Source organism: Pseudomonas sp. MD195_PC81_125, assembly GCF_014060985.1.
In the GTDB taxonomy this organism is placed as follows: Bacteria; Pseudomonadota; Gammaproteobacteria; order Pseudomonadales; family Pseudomonadaceae; genus Aquipseudomonas; species Aquipseudomonas parakoreensis.
Genome location: NZ_JABULD010000401.1, coordinates 1 through 21,662, shown reverse-complemented (window position 1 = coordinate 21,662; position 21,662 = coordinate 1). Strand labels below are relative to the sequence as shown.

General features: G+C 60.8%; 12 protein-coding genes and 4 pseudogenes. 12 read left to right on the top strand and 4 right to left on the bottom strand.

Features of this window, described 5'->3' with window-relative positions; all coding sequences use genetic code 11:
• Positions 1 to 187 precede the first annotated feature (187 nt).
• From HT737_RS16485 to trpE, 4 genes and pseudogenes are all read left to right on the top strand, one after another.
• Positions 188 to 1,336, top strand: coding sequence for an iron-containing alcohol dehydrogenase (locus HT737_RS16485; protein WP_182403300.1), 1,149 nt, complete (start codon positions 188 to 190; stop codon positions 1,334 to 1,336).
• A gap of 80 nt (positions 1,337 to 1,416) precedes the next feature.
• Positions 1,417 to 2,091 (top strand): ribulose-phosphate 3-epimerase, encoded by a 675-nt coding sequence (rpe, locus tag HT737_RS16480; protein WP_003228808.1) that lies wholly within the window; start codon positions 1,417 to 1,419, stop codon positions 2,089 to 2,091.
• Positions 2,088 to 2,906: a phosphoglycolate phosphatase gene (locus tag HT737_RS16475; RefSeq protein WP_095668178.1), complete on the top strand. Its 819-nt coding sequence runs from the start codon at positions 2,088 to 2,090 to the stop codon at positions 2,904 to 2,906. Before rpe ends, HT737_RS16475 begins: the two co-directional genes overlap by 4 nt.
• A gap of 71 nt (positions 2,907 to 2,977) precedes the next feature.
• Positions 2,978 to 4,460: pseudogene (trpE, locus tag HT737_RS16470) on the top strand (anthranilate synthase component I).
• 219 nt (positions 4,461 to 4,679) lie between these two features.
• On the opposite strand, the pseudogene estP reads toward trpE, so the two are convergent.
• Positions 4,680 to 6,591: pseudogene (gene estP, locus HT737_RS16465) on the bottom strand (esterase EstP).
• A gap of 407 nt (positions 6,592 to 6,998) precedes the next feature.
• Here estP and HT737_RS16460 point away from each other — a divergent pair.
• The 3 genes from HT737_RS16460 to trpC are packed head-to-tail and all read left to right on the top strand — an operon-like array spanning position 6,999 to position 9,483.
• Complete coding sequence (locus HT737_RS16460; protein WP_047296959.1) at positions 6,999 to 7,592, top strand: aminodeoxychorismate/anthranilate synthase component II; 594 nt, start codon at positions 6,999 to 7,001, stop codon at positions 7,590 to 7,592.
• A gap of 8 nt (positions 7,593 to 7,600) precedes the next feature.
• On the top strand, positions 7,601 to 8,650 hold the full coding sequence (gene trpD, locus HT737_RS16455; protein ID WP_047296957.1) for an anthranilate phosphoribosyltransferase: 1,050 nt from the start codon (positions 7,601 to 7,603) through the stop codon (positions 8,648 to 8,650).
• Complete coding sequence (gene trpC, locus HT737_RS16450) at positions 8,647 to 9,483, top strand: indole-3-glycerol phosphate synthase TrpC (RefSeq protein WP_182403298.1); 837 nt, start codon at positions 8,647 to 8,649, stop codon at positions 9,481 to 9,483. Before trpD ends, trpC begins: the two co-directional genes overlap by 4 nt.
• A gap of 111 nt (positions 9,484 to 9,594) precedes the next feature.
• Here the strand turns inward: trpC and lapD are convergent, their stop codons facing one another.
• Together lapD and lapG are read right to left on the bottom strand one after the other, a co-directional pair.
• Positions 9,595 to 11,541 (bottom strand): cyclic di-GMP receptor LapD, encoded by a 1,947-nt coding sequence (gene lapD / locus HT737_RS16445; RefSeq protein ID WP_182403296.1) that lies wholly within the window; start codon positions 11,539 to 11,541, stop codon positions 9,595 to 9,597.
• Positions 11,542 to 11,555: 14 nt separating this feature from the next.
• A pseudogene (lapG, locus tag HT737_RS16440) lies at positions 11,556 to 12,249 on the bottom strand (cysteine protease LapG).
• A 197-nt stretch (positions 12,250 to 12,446) separates the two neighbouring features.
• Here lapG and HT737_RS16435 point away from each other — a divergent pair.
• From HT737_RS16435 to HT737_RS16415, 5 genes and pseudogenes are all read left to right on the top strand, one after another.
• Positions 12,447 to 13,157, top strand: coding sequence for a GntR family transcriptional regulator (locus HT737_RS16435; protein ID WP_182403294.1), 711 nt, complete (start codon positions 12,447 to 12,449; stop codon positions 13,155 to 13,157).
• A 768-nt stretch (positions 13,158 to 13,925) separates the two neighbouring features.
• On the top strand, positions 13,926 to 14,702 hold the full coding sequence (locus tag HT737_RS16430) for a DUF3050 domain-containing protein (RefSeq protein ID WP_121182984.1): 777 nt from the start codon (positions 13,926 to 13,928) through the stop codon (positions 14,700 to 14,702).
• Positions 14,699 to 15,628 (top strand): diiron oxygenase, encoded by a 930-nt coding sequence (locus tag HT737_RS16425; RefSeq protein WP_182403293.1) that lies wholly within the window; start codon positions 14,699 to 14,701, stop codon positions 15,626 to 15,628. The genes HT737_RS16430 and HT737_RS16425 overlap by 4 nt, the downstream gene beginning before the upstream one ends.
• A gap of 13 nt (positions 15,629 to 15,641) precedes the next feature.
• Positions 15,642 to 19,034 carry a non-ribosomal peptide synthetase gene (locus HT737_RS16420; RefSeq protein ID WP_182403291.1) on the top strand — a complete coding sequence of 1,131 codons (3,393 nt, stop codon included), beginning with the start codon at positions 15,642 to 15,644 and terminating at the stop codon, positions 19,032 to 19,034.
• A gap of 22 nt (positions 19,035 to 19,056) precedes the next feature.
• Positions 19,057 to 19,523 (top strand): annotated as a pseudogene (locus HT737_RS16415) (SRPBCC family protein).
• Positions 19,524 to 19,669: 146 nt separating this feature from the next.
• Here the strand turns inward: HT737_RS16415 and HT737_RS16410 are convergent.
• Positions 19,670 to 21,550: a methyl-accepting chemotaxis protein gene (locus tag HT737_RS16410; RefSeq protein ID WP_108181292.1), complete on the bottom strand. Its 1,881-nt coding sequence runs from the start codon at positions 21,548 to 21,550 to the stop codon at positions 19,670 to 19,672.
• Positions 21,551 to 21,662 lie beyond the last annotated feature (112 nt).

Sequence of the window (21,662 nt, the reverse complement as noted above, 5' to 3'; positions counted from 1 at the left end):
TCTTTTTGATCAGGCTTTTTTAAGATCAAAAATTCAAAAGATCGCACCTTCGGCAGCTCCTACATAGGAATGTTCGTGCGTACAGCAAATCTATGTGTGGTTGTCATTCATGGGGTGAATGGCAGACAACCCGGTTTCCCCAGCTACGCTTGTGCTCAGCTCCCACATCTATAAGAGGCTGCGCACGATGAGTCTGTCCCAGTTCAAAATTGCTCACAAACTGATCACCGGTGCCGGGGCCATTGAGCAACTGGCAGCGGAACTCACCCGCCTCGATATCGACAACCCGCTGATTGTCACCGACGCCGCGCTGGTCAAATCCGGCACTGTGGAGCTGGCGCTGTGCCAATTGGGCGGGCGCGAGTACGAGATTTTTGATCGGGTGCTGCCGGACCCGGAAATCGCTATTGTCGAAGATTGCATGCGCGTGTACCGCGAGGGCGGGCATGACGGTTTGATCGGCCTCGGTGGCGGCAGTGCCATCGATATTGCCAAGAGTGTCGCCGCGTATGCCGGGTACCACGGCGCGCTGGAAGACCTGTTCGGCGTCGATCAGGTGCCGCGCAAAGGCCCGCCGCTGATCGCCATCCCGACCACCGCTGGCACCGGTTCGGAAGTGACCAACGTCGCCATTCTCTCGGACAAGGTCGCGCAACTGAAGAAAGGCATCGTCAGCGACTACCTGTTACCGGATGTGGCGCTGGTCAGTCCGCAGATGACCCTGACCTGCCCGCGCAGCGTCACCGCCGCCAGTGGCGTCGATGCGCTGGTGCACGCCATCGAATCCTATCTGTCGGTCAATGCCTCGCCCATTACCGACTCACTGGCCATCGGCGCAATCAAGTTGATCGCCAAAGCCCTGCCCAAGGCCTACGCCAATGGCGCCAATCTCCAGGCCCGTGAAGACATGGCCACCGCCAGCCTGATGGCCGGCATGGCGTTCGGCAATGCCGGGGTCGGCGCGGTGCATGCGTTGGCGTATCCGCTGGGCGGGCGTTTCAACATCGCCCATGGCGTCAGTAACGCGTTGTTGCTGCCGTATGTCATGACCTGGAACAAGATGGCCTGCGTCGAGCGCATGCAGGATATCGCCGAAGCCATGGGGGTGAAGACCGCTCATTTGAGCGCGACCGAGGCGGCGGACAAAGCCGTGCAGGCGATGACCGAGTTGTGCGCGGCGGTGGAAATTCCTGCCGGGTTGCGCAGTTTCGGTGTGCCCGAGGAGGCAATTCCGGCCATGGCCGTGGAGGCCGCGGGAATCGAGCGTCTGATGCGCAACAACCCGCGCAAGCTCAGCGCTGCGGATATCGAGAAGATCTACCGAGCGGCGTACTGATCATCGCGGTCACGGTGCGCGCACGGAAACTTGAGGTATACAATGCGCGCCATCGTGATTTAGCTCAGAAAAGGTGCGTCATGCAGCCCTTCGTAATTGCTCCGTCGATTCTCTCTGCCGACTTCGCCCGCCTCGGCGAGGAAGTAGACAACGTTCTGGCCGCCGGTGCCGACTTCGTTCACTTCGATGTCATGGACAACCACTACGTGCCGAACCTGACCATCGGCCCGATGGTCTGCGCCGCATTGCGCAAGTACGGCATCACCGCGCCGATCGACGCGCACCTGATGGTCAGCCCGGTGGATCGCATTGTCGGCGACTTCATCGAGGCCGGCGCCACCTACATCACCTTCCACCCGGAAGCCACGCTGCACGTCGATCGTTCGCTGCAACTGATCCGTGAAGGCGGCTGCAAATCCGGCCTGGTGTTCAACCCGGCGACCCCGCTGGACGTGCTCAAGTACGTGATCGACAAGGTCGACATGGTCTTGCTGATGAGCGTCAACCCGGGCTTTGGCGGGCAGAAGTTCATCCCCGGTACCCTCGACAAACTGCGCGAAGCGCGGGCGATCATCGATGCTTCGGGGCGTGATATCCGTCTGGAAATCGATGGCGGCGTCAACGTCAACAACATTCGTGAAATCGCGGCCGCTGGCGCTGATACCTTTGTGGCCGGCTCGGCGATCTTCAATGCGCCGAACTATCAGGAAGTCATCGACAAGATGCGTTCCGAACTGGCGCTGGCCCGCCCATGAGCGGTTTTGAGCAGCTGTTCCCGGGGCAACTGCCACGGTTGGTGATGTTCGATCTGGATGGCACGCTGATCGACTCGGTTCCCGACCTGGCGGCGGCGGTGGACACCATGCTGCTCTCCCTCGGCCGCAAGCCTGCCGGCATCGAGGCGGTACGCGAGTGGGTCGGTAACGGCGCACCGGTGCTGGTGCGCCGGGCGCTGGCCGGCGGCATCGATCATTCGGCGGTGGATGACGTCGAGGCCGAGCACGCGCTGGAAGTCTTCATGGAGGCCTATGGCGCGAGCCACGAGCTGACCGTGGTCTATCCGGGTGTGCGCGACACCCTCAAGTGGCTGCACAAGCAGGGTGTGGCCATGGCGCTGATCACCAACAAGCCGGAGCGCTTTGTCGCGCCGCTGCTGGATCAGATGAAGATCGGCCGCTACTTCAAGTGGATCATCGGCGGCGATACCCTGCCGCAGAAGAAGCCTGATCCGGCCGCGCTGTTCTTCGTGATGAAGATGGCCAACATCCCGGCCTCGCAATCGCTGTTCGTCGGCGATTCGCGCAGCGACGTGCTGGCGGCGAAGGCGGCGGGGGTCAAGTGCGTGGCGCTGAGCTACGGCTACAACCATGGCCGGCCGATTGCCGAAGAATCCCCGGCACTGGTGATCGACGATCTGCGCAAGCTAATTCCCGGTTGCCTCGGTACAGCCGCTGAGATAACGTTGCCCGACGCATCTCCATCCCATTCTGGAAACGCCATCGTGGTGGTCACCCGCAAACTCTGGATGAAAGTCATCAAGGCTCTGGCCCGCTGGCGTTGGCGCGCCTGACTGACTCCTGGCCGGCTTGCCGGCGCGTTTGCACACCTGACTGATTTGCTCCTCACACCACGAGGCACCCCATGATCCGCGAAGAATTCCTGCGCCTGGCCGCTGATGGCTACAACCGCATTCCGTTGGCCTGCGAAACCCTGGCCGACTTCGACACCCCGCTGTCGATCTACCTGAAACTGGCCGACCAGCCCAACTCCTACCTGCTCGAATCGGTGCAGGGCGGCGAGAAATGGGGCCGTTACTCGATCATCGGCCTGCCGTGCCGCACCGTACTGCGGGTGCACGACCATCACGTAAGCATCACCGTCGATGGCGTCGAGACCGAAAGCCATGACGTCGAAGACCCGCTGGCCTTCGTCGAAACCTTCAAGGCCCGCTACAACGTGCCGACCATTGCCGGTCTGCCGCGTTTCAACGGTGGCCTGGTCGGTTATTTCGGTTATGACTGCGTGCGCTATGTCGAGAAGCGTCTGGGCAAATGCCCGAACCCGGATCCGCTGGGCGTGCCGGACATTCTGCTGATGGTGTCCGATGCGGTAGTGGTGTTCGACAACCTCGCCGGCAAGATGCACGCGATTGTCCTCGCCGACCCGGCGCACGCCGATGCTTACGAGCAGGGTCAGGCGCAATTGCAGGCACTGCTGGAGAAACTGCGCCAGCCGATCACCCCGCGCCGTGGCCTGGATTTCAGCAAGCAACAAGCGGCTGATCCGCTGTTCCGCTCCAGTTTCACCCAGAGCGATTACGAAAAAAGCCGTCGACACCATCAAGGAGTACATCCTCGCAGGCGACTGCATGCAAGTGGTGCCGTCGCAGCGCATGTCGATCGACTTCAAGGCCGCGCCGATCGATCTGTACCGCGCCCTGCGTTGCTTCAACCCGACGCCGTACATGTACTTCTTCAACTTCGGCGACTTCCACGTCGTCGGCAGTTCGCCGGAAGTGCTGGTGCGGGTCGAAGACAACCTGATCACCGTGCGCCCGATTGCCGGCACTCGTCCACGCGGAGCTACCGAAGAGGCGGATCTGGCACTGGAAGAGGATCTGCTGTCGGACGACAAAGAGATCGCCGAACACTTGATGCTGATCGACCTCGGACGTAACGACACCGGTCGTGTCTCGGAAATCGGATCGGTGAAGCTCACCGAGAAAATGGTCATCGAGCGTTATTCCAACGTGATGCACATCGTCTCCAACGTCACCGGCCAGTTGAAGGCCGGGCTGACCGCGATGGACGCGCTGCGGGCGATTCTGCCGGCGGGCACCTTGTCTGGCGCACCGAAGATCCGTGCGATGGAAATCATCGACGAACTGGAGCCGGTCAAGCGTGGCGTGTATGGCGGTGCGGTCGGTTACTTCGCCTGGAACGGCAACATGGACACCGCGATTGCGATTCGTACCGCGGTGATCAAGAACGGCGAACTGCACGTGCAGGCCGGTGGCGGCATCGTGGCCGACTCGGTGCCGGCGCTGGAATGGGAAGAAACCCTGAACAAGCGCCGCGCGATGTTCCGCGCCGTGGCCCTGGCTGAGCAGACTCCGGACGCCTGACCCACATTGTCTCCTGTGGGAGCCGAGCCTGCTAGCGAAGTGGGCGTGCCAGTCGCTATAGATGTTGGCTGATGCCCCCCCTTCGCGAGCAGGCTCGCTCCCACATGGGCTTTATGGTCAGGCATAAAAAACGCGACACCCGTAAGGGCGCCGCGGTTTTTTGTACCTGCCAAGCCCCTGTAGGAGCTGGCGCAGCCTGCGATCTTTTGCTTTTCCGCCTCAGAAGTCGAGACTGACCCCGACGTTCACCCCTTGCTGGGTAAAGTCATCATCCTTGCGCACGTTGTAGCTGGCGCGCAACGCTAAATCCTGCGTGAGCTTGTGGCTCACGCCCAGGTTCAGGCGATTGAGGTTGGTCTGCGGCTCGTAGCCTTCGAGCGTGAAGCGGTTGTTCGGCAAGCTGTTGAGGTTGATGGTCAGATCCTGGCGATCGTCGTTGTACTCACGTTCGTGAGCGAACTCGCCGAACACTTCGGTCTGCGCCGTAATCTGGTACTTGCCCTGAATACCCAGGCCCAGACGCCGCGAGTTGCGCGACTGGTCATCGAAGGTCAGCGCGGTGGAATCCGCGCCCTTTTCCGAGTAACCATCCACTTCGGTCTTGCCAAAATCGGCGCTGACGAACGGCGACAGGTGCCACGGGCTGCTGGCCTGCTGTGCGATGTCGTAGCCGATACGGCCGCTGATCGCCAGCACATAGCCATCGGTATCGCCTTTCTCCCCGCGCTCGTTGACCCCGAGTTGGAATTTACGCTTGAGGCTGTCGTAGTCGAGTTTGCCGGCGGTCATTGCCAGATCGCCCCACCAGCGGTTTTGTTGATACTGGGCGAACGCGGTGCCCATGTAGGAGTTGAGTTTGTATTCCGAATCGGCGTCGCCGGCCTCGAGTTTCTGGTTATAGAAACCAGCGGCCAATCCGACACGCCAGGCGTCGTTGACGCGATAGCTGCCGCCGATGTTCAGGTTGTAGCCGTTGCCGTCGGCACTGGCGGCGCTGTGCTGGCCGTCGAAGTCCTGATGCTGTCCGCCACCGGCGACGATAGCGCGCCATTGGCCCACGGCCTGCCAGTTTTCCCAGTCGGCCAGCCATTGATTGCGCAGTTCATCCTGATGCGCGCGCAACGAACCTTGGGCCATTTCCGGCAGCAGGGTCAGTTCCCACGGGGCGGCGAGCAGCGAGTAGGCGTAGTCGGCAATCAGGCGCTGGCCAGCTTCGGTGGGGTGCACCGAGTCGTTGTAGATCAGCTTGGTCGGATCCGGCGTGGCGCTGTTGATGCCGTATCGGGCGTTCTCGGTGCAACTGTTGCCGCTGAAGCAGGTGGCCGTCAGGTTCTGGTCGGTCGCGAGGCCGAACTGCGCCGGGTTGGCGAACGCTTCTTTGAGCAGCACCGGAATGTTCAGTGGAATGATTTCGGCGTTGATGCCCTGCAACTGGCTGACCAGTTCGGTGTTGAATTGGGCGCTGAGCTGCGAGGTGAAGCTCTGCAGCGGTGAGCCGTTGATCGCCGGGGTCAGGCCGATGTCTGGCAGCAGCCAGACCATGATGTATTTGGCGCCGGCACCTTGCAGCGTGCGCACGCTGTCGGCCAGTCGGTCGGCCGCCGAGCTGGCCTGATCGAGGCTGAGCACGCGGCCCTGAAGGAAGTCGTTGCCGCCCCCCGGACAGGTAATACAGCGCGTTCGGATCAGCGCGGAAGCCATTCGACGGCAGGTAACCGCTGCGCGTGCGTTCACCGGTGGCGGACTGGGTGGTGATCGAGTCGAGGATCTGGTCGGTACGGTAACCACCCACCGCCCAGTTGTTGCCATCGGCCAGACCTTCACCGGCACGCACGGCCGAGGACGAGGAGGCGGTCTGATCCGGGCTGAAACCGAGTTTGCCGCCGATGATCTGGGTGGCGTTGAGGTCGCGGTTTTCCCCGGTGCCATCCTTGTACAACGGGCCGGTGCGGTTGGTGTAGCGCTGCGTGGCGCCGGCCGGGCCGCCGGTGTCCCTGAAGGTACCAGCGTCGTTGAGGCTGTCACCGAACACGATGAAGTTCGAATAGGGCGCGGGTGCCGCGTAGGCCTGGGCGCAAGCCATGGCGAGCAGGCAACCGGCGAGCGGTACAAACAACGTCTGTTTGATCATGAGCAAGTCCGTTTATTTATTGTTGTAGGTGAACGAAACGACAGTACCAAAAACTCCCGGCGTTTTGCCATCGGTCGCGAAGCCTCCCATAGTTTTGTCCCCCGTCAGCCCCGCCATATTGCACGCTCTGCCCAGCTAAGTTACTGTGCCGGAACGTATGAACGAGACCTTCCCCGTGTTGATCGTCAGCAAACTTCTGGATCAAGTCATCAAGGCACACGCCCGTTGGCGTTGGCGCGCCTGAATCTTTTCTGCCGGCCCGGCCGGATCTGTATCGCTTTGCCTTCCTCGCCCGTTTGAAATGCCGCTGTGCCGACGCTCTCTGTGCGTCCGACATCGTGCAGCGCCCTGCGGGCAAGTCATCTGAAGGCTGTCTTCAAGTCAGAATTCAAGAGGTTCGAAACGCCATGTTGCTGATGATCGACAACTACGACTCCTTTACTTACAACGTTGTGCAATACCTCGGCGAGCTGGGTGCCGAGGTCAAAGTGGTGCGCAACGACGAACTGACTGTCGCCGAAATCGAAGCGCTCAACCCCGAGCGCATCGTGGTCTCGCCAGGTCCGTGCACGCCGACTGAAGCCGGCATCTCCATTGAGGCCATCAAATACTTCGCCGGCAAACTGCCAATCCTCGGCGTCTGCCTCGGCCATCAATCGATTGGCCAAGCGTTCGGCGGCGACGTGGTGCGCGCCCGTCAGGTGATGCACGGTAAGACTAGTCCGGTATTCCACGAGGACAAGGGCGTTTTCGCCGGTCTGAATCATCCGCTGACGGTTACCCGTTACCACTCGCTGATCGTCAAGCACGGTACTTTGCCCGATTGCCTGGAGCTGACCGCGTGGACGCAGCACGATGACGGCAGCGTCGATGAAATCATGGGCCTGCGGCACAAGACCCTGAACATTGAGGGCGTACAGTTCCACCCCGAGTCGATCCTCACCGAGCAGGGTCATGAACTGTTTGCCAACTTCCTCAAACAAACCGGCGGCACGCGCTAAGGACTCCCATGAATATCAAGACAGCCCTGAGCCGTATCGTCGAACACCTCGACCTCAGTACCGAAGAAATGCGCGACGTGATGCGCGAAATCATGACCGGGCAATGCACCGACGCACAGATCGGCGCATTCATGATGGCCATGCGCATGAAGAGCGAGAGCATCGATGAAATCGTCGGCGCCGTGTCGGTGATGCGTGAGCTGGCCGATCAGGTCGAACTCAAGACCCTCGACGGCGTGGTCGATGTAGTCGGCACCGGCGGTGACGGTGCGAACATCTTCAACGTATCGACGGCTTCGGCGTTCGTTGTCGCGGCAGCCGGTTGTACCGTGGCCAAGCACGGTAACCGTGCGGTGTCGGGCAAGAGCGGCAGCGCCGACTTGCTGGAGGCCGCCGGTATCTACCTGAACCTGACCCCGGTGCAGGTTGCCCGTTGCATCGACAACGTCGGCATCGGTTTCATGTTTGCCCAGACTCACCACAAAGCGATGAAGTACGCCGCCGGCCCACGCCGCGATCTTGGCTTGCGTACGCTGTTCAACATGCTCGGCCCGCTTACGAATCCGGCCGGTGTCAAACATCAGGTGGTGGGCGTGTTCACTCCAGCGCTGTGCCGGCCATTGGCCGAAGTCTTGCAGCGCCTGGGCAGCAAACATGTGCTGGTAGTGCATTCGAAGGATGGCCTGGACGAGTTCAGCCTTGCCGCGCCGACCTTCGTCGCTGAGCTGAAAAACAACGAGATCACAGAGTATTGGGTCGAGCCGGAAGATCTGGGCATGAAGAGCCAGAGCCTGCACGGTCTCTCGGTCGAAGGTCCGGAGGCATCGCTGGCATTGATCCGTGATGCGTTGGGCAAGCGCAAAACCGAAAGTGGCCAGAAAGCTGCTGAAATGATCGTGCTCAATGCCGGTGCGGCGCTGTATGCCGCCGACCTGGCGACCAGTCTCAAAGAAGGCGTGGCGCTCGCGCACGACGCCCTGCACACCGGTCTCGCTCGGGAAAAACTCGAGGAGTTGGGTGCCTTTACCGCGGTATTCAAAGTGGAGAATGAGGGATGAGTGTACCGACGGTTCTGGAAAACATTCTGGCGCGCAAAATCCAGGAAGTCGCCGAGCGCAGCGCTCGCGTCAGCCTGAGCGAGCTGGAAAGTCTGGCCAAGGCGGCCGATGCACCCCGTGGTTTTGCCCAGGCATTGCTGGCGCAGGCCAAGAAGAAGCAACCGGCGGTGATCGCCGAAATCAAGAAGGCTTCGCCGAGCAAAGGCGTGATACGCGAGAACTTCGTGCCTGCCGATATCGCCAAGAGCTACGAGAAGGGCGGGGCGACCTGTCTTTCGGTGCTGACCGATATCGACTACTTCCAGGGCGCTGATATCTACCTGCAACAGGCCCGCGCCGCGTGCAAATTGCCGGTGATCCGCAAGGACTTCATGATCGATCCGTACCAGATCGTCGAAGCTCGCGCGCTGGGCGCCGACTGCGTACTGTTGATCGTCTCCGCACTGGACGACGTAAAAATGGCCGAGCTGGCCTCGGTGGCCAAAGGTGTCGGTCTCGATGTGCTGGTGGAAGTGCACGACGGCGATGAGCTGGAGCGCGCACTGAAATCCCTCGACACACCACTGGTCGGGGTCAATAACCGCAACCTGCACACGTTCGACGTCAGCCTGGAAACCACCCTCGACCTGCTGCCGCGCATTCCGCGCGACCGATTGGTGATCACCGAGAGTGGCATCCTCAACCGTGCCGATGTCGAGCTGATGGAAATCAGCGATGTGTATGCCTTTCTGGTGGGCGAAGCGTTCATGCGCGCGGAAAGCCCGGGCACTGAACTGCAGCGCCTGTTCTTCCCGGAACGCGGCGTACCGGTCAGTGGTTCGACCCTCGACTGACCGAGTCGACCTCATTCGCGAGCAGGCTCGCTCCCACATTGGAATGCATTTCAAATGTGGGAGCGAGCCTGCTCGCGAAGACGGCATCAATGACGCCGCCGCACTAAAAGTTTAATTCCAGGGCTTGGGCTCACCAAACAGCTGCCCCTGCACCCCATACAAACCCATCTCGCGAATCACCGACAATTCCCCTTCGGTCTCCACCCGTTCGGCAATCAGCGGCAGATCAATGCTGTGCGCCGCCCGCTGGATGGCTTCGATGAACAGACGCTTGTCACTTTCCTGATCGATCGCACGAATATAGCTGCCATCGATCTTCAGATACGCCAGCCCCAGCCGCGCCAGGTTGCCGATCATGCTGAAGCGTCCACCAAAGCGCTGCAGGCTCAGGGAGAAACCGAGTTCACGCAGACGCCGGGTCAACTGCTCCAGCACCGCTTGCTCCGGCAGTTGCTCCTCACCGATCTCCAGCGTCAGACGCTCGCCGAGGTCGGAGTGCGCGCGCAGAATCTCGAACACTTTGTTCAATGCCTGTGGATCGGCCAGGGTTGCCGAGGACAGGTTCAGCGCCAGCGAATCCTCATGCGCTTTCATCTGCTCCAGCACACGCTCGAGCATCAAGCGGTCGAGTCGTGCGGTCCAGCCGAAACGCTCGAGCCACGGCAGGAAGCGCCCGGCGGGAATGGTCTGGCCCTGCTCATCCAGCAAGCGCGAGAGCACTTTGTAATGCAGCACCAGTTGCGTGTCCTGCGCAGCCACCACCGGTTGGAAGTACAACTCGAAGCGGTGCTGATTCAGTGCCTGATCGAGCAATCGATGCCAGGCGTGGTGATCGTCGCCAACCTCGGCCACCAGGCTCTGATCGATGCACGCCCAGTTCTGCTCGCCCTGCCCCTCGGCCTGTGCCAGCGCCTGATCACCCAGGGTCAGCACTGCTTGCGGTGAATCGCCGTGGGCAAACGGGGCGAGGCCGATGGAGGCCACGGCCGGCACATCAGTGGCGCCGGTGGCGTGCAGGCTGCTCAGCGCACTGTCGAGGTTTTGCGCCAGTTGCAGCGCCTCTTCACGCACCAGCCCTGGCGCCAGTACGGCGAACTCACCGCCGCGGATGCGCGTCACGAGGTTCTGGGTTTCCGGGTATTTGGCGCATTCGCGGGACAACTGCTCGCCGACGGCTTTCAACAGTTCATCCGTGCGCTGACCGCCCAGGCGCTGGTTGAGCCCGGCCAGATCCTTGACCCGCAACAGCAGCAGGTACCCGGAACTGGCCTGCTCCGGGTTGCTCACGCGGTTGTGCAGTTGCATCTCGAAATAGCGCCGGTTGGCCAGCCCCGTGAGGTTGTCCTGATAAGACTCGGCGCGCAGTTTTTCACTGCGCTCGGCCTGTTCCTGGAACAACGCCTTGAGCTTCTCGACCATCTGGTTCATCGCCTGCACCACGCGCCGCAGTTCCGGGGTGCGCGGCAGCTCCGGCAGGCTGAGGAACTCGCGACGGGCAATGGCGTGGGACTGTTTGACCATGTAATCCAGCGGGCGCAATTGCCGGCGCAGCAGCAACGCACCAAGCACCGCACTGACCGCGCCGCACAGCAACAGCCAGCCGAGGCTGCCCAACGCGCTCTGCCACAGCTTGGCTACGGCAAACATCGGGTGGCTGACCACCTCGACCCGCGCGGCCTGCTCCCAGCCACGGCTGACCAAGGCATCGCCACCGGCCGGTTCCAGGCCGATCAGTTTGACGAACCAGTCAGGCACATTGCTCACCGCCGGAATCCCGCTGCGCTCGACGATGGTCTGGTCGGTCTTGAGGTCGACCACACGGATGCTCGCGTAATAACCGCTGTCGAAAATCGAGCTGACCAGCAGCTCGACCATCGCCGGGTCGTCGATATTCGGCGTCAGCGACAACGCCAGCGCCGTGGCAGCGTCCTGGGCATGGGAGCGCAGCTGGTTGACGTACTGGGTGCGCGAGCTCTCCAGACTGACCATGAAGCTGCCAGTGAAGGCGACCACCAGGAACAGACAGATAGCGATCAACAGCTGTTTGAACAAAGACATCTGAGCGCGTGCTCCTAGTTAGTCGTTTCGACCGGAAAACCTTCGGCCTGCATTTTCTTCAGCACATCCTGCCAGCGCGACAGGCGTTTGGTGTCACCGACCTTTTTGTTGCCCTTGGCGCCCGGCAGGTACAGACCTTCGGCATTGAAAGAGTAGACCGGCAGCAAATCGGTTCGCTGGGACGCAGGCTGAATCGGATCGATCAGGCTGTCGAGCACCAGCGGCATGGCATCGGGGGTGGCGTAGTAAGTCAGTACCATGTGCGCGCGATTCTGGCGCAGCGCCTTGACGTAGGTGATGCGCAGCTTGTCACTGGAGACCCCGAGATGGCGCAGGCTGAAATACTTGGCGATCGCGTAGTCTTCGCAATCGCCGGCGCCTTTCCACAGCGCTTCGATGGGCGTCTCCCAATAATCGACCTGGCCCCACAGATCGATGTCCTCTACATAGCGCACCTGTTTGTTGAAAAAACAGGTTCACGACTTTCAGTTTTTCCATCTCGCTGACCTGTTTCTGCGTGGCCAGCAGGTTCTGCCAGGCATCGATCCGCTGCTGCCCGGCGCCCAGCGGCCCGTAGAGCGCCGTGGCTTTGCGGCTGATCGCGGAAAAATCCCAATCGGCATGCAGACCGCCCAGCATGACGCCGGCCAGCAGCAGTGCGCAGCCTAGCCAGCGCAAAGTCCGAGGGATCGCGAAACGTACCGCCACAGCAGGTTTCCAAGGGGGCAGGAAGGAAAGCGTTTGATGGTGAAGCTTAGCCCGGCAAAAAACAATGGCACCATGAGATCATCGCCAGCGCGCTAAACTTTACTCAGGACAGCAATCCTTTACATGGTTTGACAACCTGTAGAGCAATCACTAGTGTCTTTGGATCCAAATTCCGTCTTCATTCAGGGTGAGTAGTTGTGACACAGAAGCCCAACCCGCTGCACAGCATCAAAGTCGATGGGCCGATTCCTGCACATCTTGCCCGTTCGATCATCGAGGAGACGTTGCGCTCGGCGATCCTTGACGGTCGTTTACCGTGCGGCACCGCCTTGCGTCAGCAGGATCTGGCCGACCTGTTCGGGGTCAGCCGCATGCCGGTGCGCGAGGCTCTGCGTCAGCTGGAAGCTCAGGACCTGCTGAGCGTTACGACCCACAAGGGCGCTGTGGTTGCCCCGTTGATTCAGGGCGACGCTACTGAAACCTACGAGTTGCGAATCCTGCTCGAATCCGAAGCCATGCGCCAGTCGGTTCCGCTGCTGACCAGCGCCGATCACGCGCTTGCCGCCGGTTATATCGAAGCACTCGAGACGCAGCACGACTACAGCGAAATCGGTCGACTCAATCGCCTGTTCCACATGGCCTTGTACCGCAAAGCGCCGAATCAGCGGTTGCTGCGACTGGTCGAAGACGGCCTGAACGAAGAAGAGCGGTTTCTGCGTTTCAACCTCGAAGCCATGGGACTGGGCAAACTGTCCCAGGAAGATCACCGGGCGATGCTCCAGGCCGTGATCGAACGCGATGTCGAACTGTCGGTGAAGCTGCTCACACAACACCTCAACCGTGGCGTCGAGGTGATCACCCGTTACCTCGCCAGCCCTGCCGGACAACACCGCAAGACGGTCCGCTGATGCCTTCAACGCCGGTCTCAGTCGCTCGCAGCTGACCGGCGAATAACCCGCTTACAAATCCTCTCTACGGTCTGCCGCAAACCCGGTGGCGGATTCGCCTGTTCGCTCTAACCTCCCAGCGCCCCCATAAGTCCGGTAATGCAGCTCGCCGCGGACGAATCGGTCATAGCCGTCCCGCCAATTTACCCGCACTCTTGAACAGCCAACCCATGAAGAACGGGGACGCACCGCACCGCCGGCGCAGTCCTCGCACCAGGAACCTACGGAAGGAGCCTTGCCACGGGATAAAAGGAAGTTACGGCGCCGTTCCCGGCCAACTTTCACCCCTATACATAACTTCAATCCTTGTATCGAAAAGTTGCTCTGAGTGAGGCATTCACTCTTGTCTTCAATTTTGGCCACTGTTCGCCGAAAGGAGTAACTACGCCCAAGTAAAACTTAATTTATAAGTTTTATCAGGCCAACTCATACTTAAAAAACAGCAAACTTAAAATAATTAAAAATAAACTTGTTAAGTTATTTGATGATGTATTAGTTTTTCCTCGCCGAGCAGGTTAAACCCCGCAAACACGGCACGGCTCCGCATTCAGCTGACAGCCATGGCAAATAGTCGCCCTGGCACAGCCCAGAGCCTCCAATGCACTTTTCACACGTTCATTTAACTGAATGAGGCCAGCGCTCGCCAATATAAAAGTTTAAAACCCAGACAGTCTGCATTGACGCACCGAACGAGCAAATTTCTCTATTCCAATAACACCGAGGTTAGCCATGATGCCAACTAAAGAACAACTCGCCCTGATAAAAGCTCAATTGAGCGTTCATCCGATCTTTACTGAAATCGATTCGTTATCGGTACTGCGCCGGTTCATGGAATCCCACGTCTTCGCCGTCTGGGATTTCATGTCGCTGACCAAGCGTCTCCAACAAGAACTGACCTGCACCCGTCTGCCGTGGCTGCCGCCGCGTGACCCGCATGCTGCGCGGCTGATCAACGAGATCGTGCTCGGCGAAGAGTCCGACGACCGTCCCGCTCACGGCCATTACAGTCATTTCGAGCTGTATCTGGACGCCATGCGCGAAGTCGGTGCGAGCACCACGGCAGTCGAACGCTTTGTCGCGCTGCAACAGGAGGGCGTGAGTTACGACGTCGCCCTGCAAAGCGTGGAAGTGGATCCGGCAGCAGCAAAATTTGTTCGCGAGACGCTGAACACCGCGCTGCATGCGCCAGGCCACAGCGTCGCTGCCGCGTTCCTGCATGGTCGCGAGAGCGTCATTCCGACCATGTTCCAGCGCATCCTCGATGACTGGGGGATCGGTATCGAACAGGCGCCGACCTTTCGCTATTACCTGGAGCGCCACATCGAGGTCGATTCCGAAGATCACGGTCCGGCGGCGGAGCAACTGCTTGAGCGTCTGGTCGATGGCGATCCGCAACGCGAAGCCGAAGTCTACGCCAGTGCCATCGCGGCGGTGGAAAGCCGCATCGCCTTGTGGGACGGCCTGCGTCTGAGCATGCGCGAATCGTTGGCGGAGGTGGCCCAATGAATGCCGCCGATTACCAATCCTTCGCCGACGCCTGGGAAAGCCGCGCCACCATCCGCACCCGGCCACGGCGCGTACTGGAAGACGATGAACGCCTGATTTATCCGTTGAGCCGCCAGCCCCTGGTGCTCAGCGACACCTTCCTGCGCGAGTGCCCGCAACAGCGGGATTTTGCCCTGGTGCAGACGCTGTACAAGTTCATCAACGACGTGGTGATTTTCGAAACCGAGATCGTCGACAAGACCGCGCGCAGTATCGCCAAGAATCGCTTTGCCGTGGCCTTCCCGTTCGCCTGTCGCTACGACGCCATGACCGTGGTGGTGGACGAGGATTACCACGCGCTGGTGGCGATGGACTTCATGCAACAGACCGTAGCCATGACCGGCATCGAGCCGATCGAACTGCCCACTGAAATTGAACTGAGCCGGGCGATTCCTGCCGCTGTGGCGTTGGCGCCCGAGCACCTGCGCAGCGCGGTGGAGCTGATCTGCGTGGCGATCGCCGAAAACACCGTGACCGGCGACGTCGCCGCGTTTGCCCGTGACGACACGGTCAAGCCGTCGATCAAAGGCCTGATGGCCGATCACTTGCTGGATGAGGGACGGCATTCCAGTTTCTGGGCGCGCATGGTGCGCATCTATTGGCACACCGCCAGTGACGCGGACCGGGCAACCATCGCGCAGATCCTGCCGGTGTTTATCGGCCATTACCTGACCAACGACATTCAAAAGTCCTTCGATCTGCGCCTGATCGACGCCTTGCCGGTCAGCGATACCGTGCGCCGTTCCCTCAAGGACGAGATGGCCGGCCTGGCCTTCCCGATCAATCGCCATCATCCGCTGGTGGGCAACATCGTGCGTTTTTTCCACAGCAGCTCGCTGCTCGACACGCCCTGCGTGCAGCACGCCCTGCGCGACTATCTGGTTTGATGAGGAGGCTGACATGAGACGTCTCGACATTTTGCTGATTGGCGCCAGCCAGGCCATGACCGACCTGGCGCAGGAACTCGAACAACACGGTCACACCTTGCTGCGCAGCGGCGCGGCGCAATCGCCGGTGGATCTGATCATCGACGATGGCTTCATCGGCGCCGGCGATTTCTGCGCCATCCCGCACCTGCATCTGCGCCTGGGTATCGGTTCGCCTAGCCTTGGCGGTTTACCGACGCTCGACCTGCTGTGCTTCCTCGGCTCGTCTCTGATCAGCCGTGTGCCGATTGGCGATGAGCCGTCCGGCAACGGGCAGGCTCTGCGTCAGCGGCTGCTGACGCAGGTGGTTGACGAAGTCGCGCTGCTGGTCAGCCGTTTCTCCCGCGATGCCGAGTATTTCCAGCAGGTGATGCCCGCCACGGCAGTGGATTTCGAACAGGTGGAAGACCTGCGGTTTCTCGACAGCCTGGCCTACGTCCATCGCCTTAACGACACGGCCAACCCGATGCTGCTCAAGCAGGCGCAGATACCGCTGATCGAGCGTCTGCAACGCAGCCTGATCGAACACGCCGAGCGACCGGCGCTGCACCTGGCCGAGCAGTCGCTCAGCTATCGCCAGTTACACGCCCACAGCTGTGCGATCCAGCAACGCCTGCTGCCATTGCTCAAACAACATCCGCAGCCGTGGATCGTAGGTATCTGTCAGCCGAAAAGCCCGGCGCTGTTTGCCTCGATTCTGGCGGTGCTCGGCAGTGGCGCGGTGTACCTGCCGCTGGAGCCGAGCCATCCGTTGCAGCGCCAGCAATACATCCTGCAGAACGCTGGCGCGGTGTTGTTGCTGCACGATGGCGAGCACCCGCTCAGTGAGTCAATGCCCGATCTGGATGTCAGTTGTATCGACAGCGCGGATGCGGATCTCAGCCAACCGTTGATGCGTCAACGGGCGACGCTTGAAGCACCGTGCATGGCGCTCTACACCTCAGGCACTACCGGGCATCCGAAGGGCGTGCTGCTGAGCCAGGCGAACCTCGCGCACTTCACCGCGTGGTACGCCGATTACGTGCAGTTGCGCGCCGAAAGCCGGGTGTTGCAGTTCTCTTCGCTGAGCTTCGACTCATCGCTGATCGATATCTTTCCGACGCTGCTGCAGGGCGCCGAACTGGTGGTGCCCGACGACACCCAGCGCCGCGATCCGCTGCAACTGGTGGCGTTGATCCGCCGCCGGCAACTGACCCACGCGTTCCTGCCGCCAGCGCTGCTGAGCATCCTGCCGTTGGAGCAATTGCAAGGCGTGGAGGTGATGACCGGTGGCGACGTCTGCGAGCCCTTCGTCATCGAGCAACTGACCCGTCAGGGCAAGCTGCATAACCTGTACGGCCCCACCGAAGCGACGGTGCTGATTACCGCCCGGCAACTGCAACCGGGTGACAGCAACCGCACTCTTGGCGCACCGATTGCCAACAGTCAGGTGCTGATTCTCGATGACGACCTGCAACCAGTGACGGAGAACACCGTCGGCGAATTGTTCATCGTCGGTCCCGGCGTCTGCCTCGGTTACTTGAACAACCCACAGCAGACCGCCGAGCGCTACCTGACCCTGCAACTGCCGCACGGTGAGAACTTGCGCGCCTACCGCAGTGGTGACATGGCCAAATGGGGCGAGCACGGTATCGAGCTGTGCGGACGGCGCGACAATCAGGTGAAAATCCGTGGTTTCCGGGTCGAGCCGGAAGAGATCGAACGCTGCCTGCGCGAGAGCCAGTTGTACCGTCAGGTGGCGGTGGTGATCGACAGTCAGCGGCGGATTCTGGCGTTCCTTGCGCAGTCGCAATCGGACGCTGCCCGCGATCTATTGAAGGCGCATGCCCAGCAGTTTTTGCCGGACTACATGCAACCGGTGGCGTGGACTGAACTGCCGCACATGCCATTCGCCAGCAACGGCAAGGTCGACCGCAAGGCGTTGCTGGAACTGCCGGTGAGCGTGCAGGACAGCGGCCCGAAATGCCTGCCGGCAAATGCCGACGAAGCGCTGCTGCTGGAGATCTGGGCGGAACTGCTGGAGCTGCCGAGCAGCGATATTTCCACCGACGAAAGTTTCTTCAACCTCGGTGGGCATTCGATCCTGCTGTCGCGCATGTTGCTGCGCTTGCGTGAGGAATTCGGCCGTAGCATTTCGATCAACCGCTTCATCGAATTGCCGACCATCATCAAGCTCGCAACGCTGGTGCGCGGGACCGATGACAGCGCGGTGCTCAGCGCCCAGGCCATGGCCGACGCCGAACGCCCGCTGAACATCGAGCCGTTGCCGATCAGCCGCCTGGGCAATGTGCACAAAGTGATCGTCACCGGCGCCAACAGCTTTGTCGGCGTACACATTGTCGAAGCGCTGCTCGGCTGGGGCGCCAGCGAGGTGGCGTGTCTGGTGCGTGACGGTGGCGGACAAACGGCGGCGCAGCGGTTTGCCCAGGCGTTGCGCGAGAACCGCCTGGAGCATCTGGACCTGAGCCGGGTGCGGATCTACTCGGCAGACATCACCCGTCCGCAACTGGGCTTGGCCGACGCCGATTATCAGCGCCTGGATCGCGAGTTCGGCGCACTGGTGCACAACGCCGCCAACGTCAACCATGTGCTCGATTACGAGTCGCTGGCCGCGGATAACGTCGAGCCGATTTTCGAGCTGCTGCGCCTGTGTGAAGGGCGCAGCAAAAAGGTCTTCAATTTCGTCTCGACGCTGTCCGCTTCCAGCACCGTCGATGACGAAGGCCGCGTGCTCGAATTGCCCGCCGCACCGACCCCGCCGATCTACATCCGCAATGGCTACAACCTGTCGAAGTGGGTCGGCGAGCGCATCCTTGAGCGGGCGCGCGAGCGTGGGGTGTGGGTCAACCTGTATCGCCCCGGCAACATCAGTTTCAACAGCCTGAGCGGCGTCTGCCAACCGCACAAGAACCGTTTGATGCTGATGCTCAAGGGCTCGATCCAGCTCGGTCAGGTGCCGGCCTTCGCACTGAATTTCGACCTGATGCCGGTGGACTTTCTCGCCCGTTTCATCGCCTTCCACGCCAGCCGTTATTCGAGCGAGCGAGCGGTGTTCAACCTGCACAACCCCGAGCCGCTGAGTTGGGATGCCTACGTCGCTTCGTTCCGCGAAACCGGCAGCGAATTTTCGCTGGTCAGTGTCGCCGACTGGCAACAGCAACTGGGCCGGGTCGACGCCGACAACGCGCTGTTCGGCGTGCTCGGTTTCTACCTCAACGGCTTCGAGGAAGACATCGGCGACATCTCCCTGATCGGCCACGCCAACGCCCACGCCGGGGTGCAACAGATGGGCGCGCAATACCCGGAAAAATCCCCGGCGCTGCTGCGTCGCGGCTGCGATTACCTGAAACAGATCAACTTCATCTAGTTCATCAAAAAGGAGCAACACCATGAGCAATCTGCAACCCGACACCTTGATCAAAAACCCGCACGGCTGCCACGTTGTGTCGTCGGTGGAAGTGCCGGCGGACGCGGCGCAGGTTTGGGCGGTGGTCGGCAATTTCGCCGCTTTCGACCGGTTTATTCCGGCGTTGTCGCACATCGAAATGACCGGTGAAGGCGTGTCCTCGCTGCGCAAGAAGGTCTTCAAGGACGGCAACGTGGTGGTCGAGCAACTCAACTCCCGCGATGAGCAGGCGCGCGCCATGACCTGGACCACGATCTACAACACGCTGGGTGTGGCCAATCTGTGGGCGGCGATGAATGTGGAATCTTTGGGGGCGGGCAAGTCGCGGGCGACCTGGACAATCATTGCCGAACCGGCCAGCGGTGGTGCCGAGCGCTGCCGGGGTTCAAGGATTTCGTGCAGGGGTTTGCCGATGATGCGATGGGGAATGTGCTGAAGCTGTTTGTCTAAGGCTTCGGATTGGCAATGATTGCACCGCCACTATCGCTGGCAAGCCAGCTCCCACAGGCTCTAGGTCGGTCACAGATGTTGTGTTCGCCAGAAATCCTGTGGGAGCGGGCTTGCCCGCGATGAACGATAACGCGGTCTGCTAGACGTCAGATCTTGAAGCTGTCGACCAACTGCTTCAACCGATTCGCCTGCTGCGACAACGCATCACAATCCTTCAACGTTTCATTGAGGTTGGCGACGCTCTGCTGGTTCAGCAGGTTGATCTGGTTGACGTCGACGTTGAGGGTTTCCACCACCGCCGTCTGCTCCTCGGTCGCGGCAGCCACCGACTGGTTCATGCCGTCGATTTCACCGATGCGCTGGGTCACGCTGACCAGGCGCAGGCCCGCCTGATTGGCCACTTCAACGCTCTCTTCGCTGGACGCCTGACTGGCGTTCATGGTGGTCACCGCTTCACGGGAACCGACCTGCAACGAAGTGATCATCTTGTGGATCTCCTCCGCCGACTCCTGGGTGCGATGCGCGAGGTTACGCACTTCGTCCGCCACCACGGCAAAACCGCGTCCGGCTTCACCGGCACGGGCCGCTTCGATGGCCGCGTTGAGCGCCAGCAGGTTGGTCTGCTGCGAGATGCCTTTGATCACATCGAGGATGTGGCCGATGTTGTCGGTGCTGGCATTGAGGGTTTCGATCTGAGTGCACGACAGGCTGATCTTCTGCGACAGCTCGGTCATCGCCTGAATGGTCTGCTCGACCACCTGACGACCGTCATCAGCCTGTTCACTCGCGCCGCTGGCGTGTTGCGAAGCGTCGGCGGCGTTGCGGGCGATTTCCTGAGTCGCGGCGCCCAACTGGTTGATCGCGGCGGCCACGCTATTGGTACGGGCGCTTTGTTCGTCGGAACCAATGATCGAGGCGTTGGACGATGCCATCACCCGTTGCGACAGGTCGTGCACATGACGGGTAGCCGACGACACTTCGGAGATCGACGCGTGAATGCGCTCGACGAACTGGTTGAACGAACTACCCAGTTCAGCGAACTCATCCTTGCCTTGCACGACCAGACGACGAGTCAGGTCGCCTTCGCCCTGGGCGATGTCCTGCATCGCACGACCCATGGTGGTCAGCGGACGCATCAGAACGTTGATCAGCAGGCTCAGCAGCAGCGCAATCGCAGCGACCGCGACGAACATCGCGATCAACGCCGAAGTGCGGAACTGGCTGAGCGCGGCGTAGGCCTTGTCACGATCGATCGACAGGCCGATGTACCAGTCGGCATTCGGCAAGCCGCTGACCGGGGTGAACGACAGGATGCGCTCCTGGCCGTTGAGTACCACGTTCTGGTTGCCCTTCTCGATGCGCACGCCGGCGTTCGGGTAGATGTCCTTGAGGTTCTTCATTACTTGGTCTTTGTCCGGGCTGACGATCACCTGGCCGTCACCGCTGACGAGGAATGCGTGACCGAGGCCACCGAAGTCCACCGAATTGATGATCTTCACCAGGGTTTCCAGGCTCAGGTCACCGCCGACCACACCCAGCAGTTCGCCATTGTTTTTCACCGGCATGGCGATGGTCACCACCAGACCACCGACCGCCGCCATGTACGGCGGCGTCAGCATGGTTTTGTCGGCAGCGACGGCTTGCTTGTACCAAGGGCGCTGACGCGGGTCGTAACCGTCGGGCATCTTCGCGTCAGGGCGCTGGGTGAACACCCCGTTGGCTTGACCGACGTAGGTGAACTGGAAGTTCGAGGTGAAGGCCGGTTGATCGACCAGCCCCGGGAAGTCGGCGTTCTTGCCCTGATGGGCAACGTTTTGCGCGAGGTTTTCCAGCACCAGAATTCGCCCGCTCATCCAGTTCTGCACGCTGCTGGCGGTCAGATCGCCGGCCTGCTGCACGGACGACTGGAGGTTCTGGCGAATGGTGTTGCGCTGCAGATAGTCGTTGTAGAGGGTGAACAAAGCGAAAGCCAGGACCACGACGCCCGAGGCGGCCAACAGGATTTTATGGCTGAACTTGAGATTCATTTCATGGGACTTCTTATGCAAAAGTGGGGATGCGTTCCGGGATGCAACATTCCATGTACAGCGCAGGCGGCGTTCTGACGGCCGCTCTACTTTGGTGCACGCATGTCTCACC

What these genes read in the sequence shown, in the direction of transcription:
- HT737_RS16485 (WP_182403300.1), top strand. Translation starts at nt 188, where the DNA reads ATGAGTCTGTCCCAGTTCAAAATTGCTCACAAACTGATCACCGGTGCC.
- rpe (WP_003228808.1), top strand. Translation starts at nt 1,417, where the DNA reads ATGCAGCCCTTCGTAATTGCTCCGTCGATTCTCTCTGCCGACTTCGCC.
- HT737_RS16475 (WP_095668178.1), top strand. Translation starts at nt 2,088, where the DNA reads ATGAGCGGTTTTGAGCAGCTGTTCCCGGGGCAACTGCCACGGTTGGTG.
- HT737_RS16460 (WP_047296959.1), top strand. Translation starts at nt 6,999, where the DNA reads ATGTTGCTGATGATCGACAACTACGACTCCTTTACTTACAACGTTGTG.
- trpD (WP_047296957.1), top strand. Translation starts at nt 7,601, where the DNA reads ATGAATATCAAGACAGCCCTGAGCCGTATCGTCGAACACCTCGACCTC.
- trpC (WP_182403298.1), top strand. Translation starts at nt 8,647, where the DNA reads ATGAGTGTACCGACGGTTCTGGAAAACATTCTGGCGCGCAAAATCCAG.
- lapD (WP_182403296.1), bottom strand. Translation starts at nt 11,541, where the DNA reads ATGTCTTTGTTCAAACAGCTGTTGATCGCTATCTGTCTGTTCCTGGTG.
- HT737_RS16430 (WP_121182984.1), top strand. Translation starts at nt 13,926, where the DNA reads ATGATGCCAACTAAAGAACAACTCGCCCTGATAAAAGCTCAATTGAGC.
- HT737_RS16425 (WP_182403293.1), top strand. Translation starts at nt 14,699, where the DNA reads ATGAATGCCGCCGATTACCAATCCTTCGCCGACGCCTGGGAAAGCCGC.
- HT737_RS16420 (WP_182403291.1), top strand. Translation starts at nt 15,642, where the DNA reads ATGAGACGTCTCGACATTTTGCTGATTGGCGCCAGCCAGGCCATGACC.
- HT737_RS16410 (WP_108181292.1), bottom strand. Translation starts at nt 21,550, where the DNA reads ATGAATCTCAAGTTCAGCCATAAAATCCTGTTGGCCGCCTCGGGCGTC.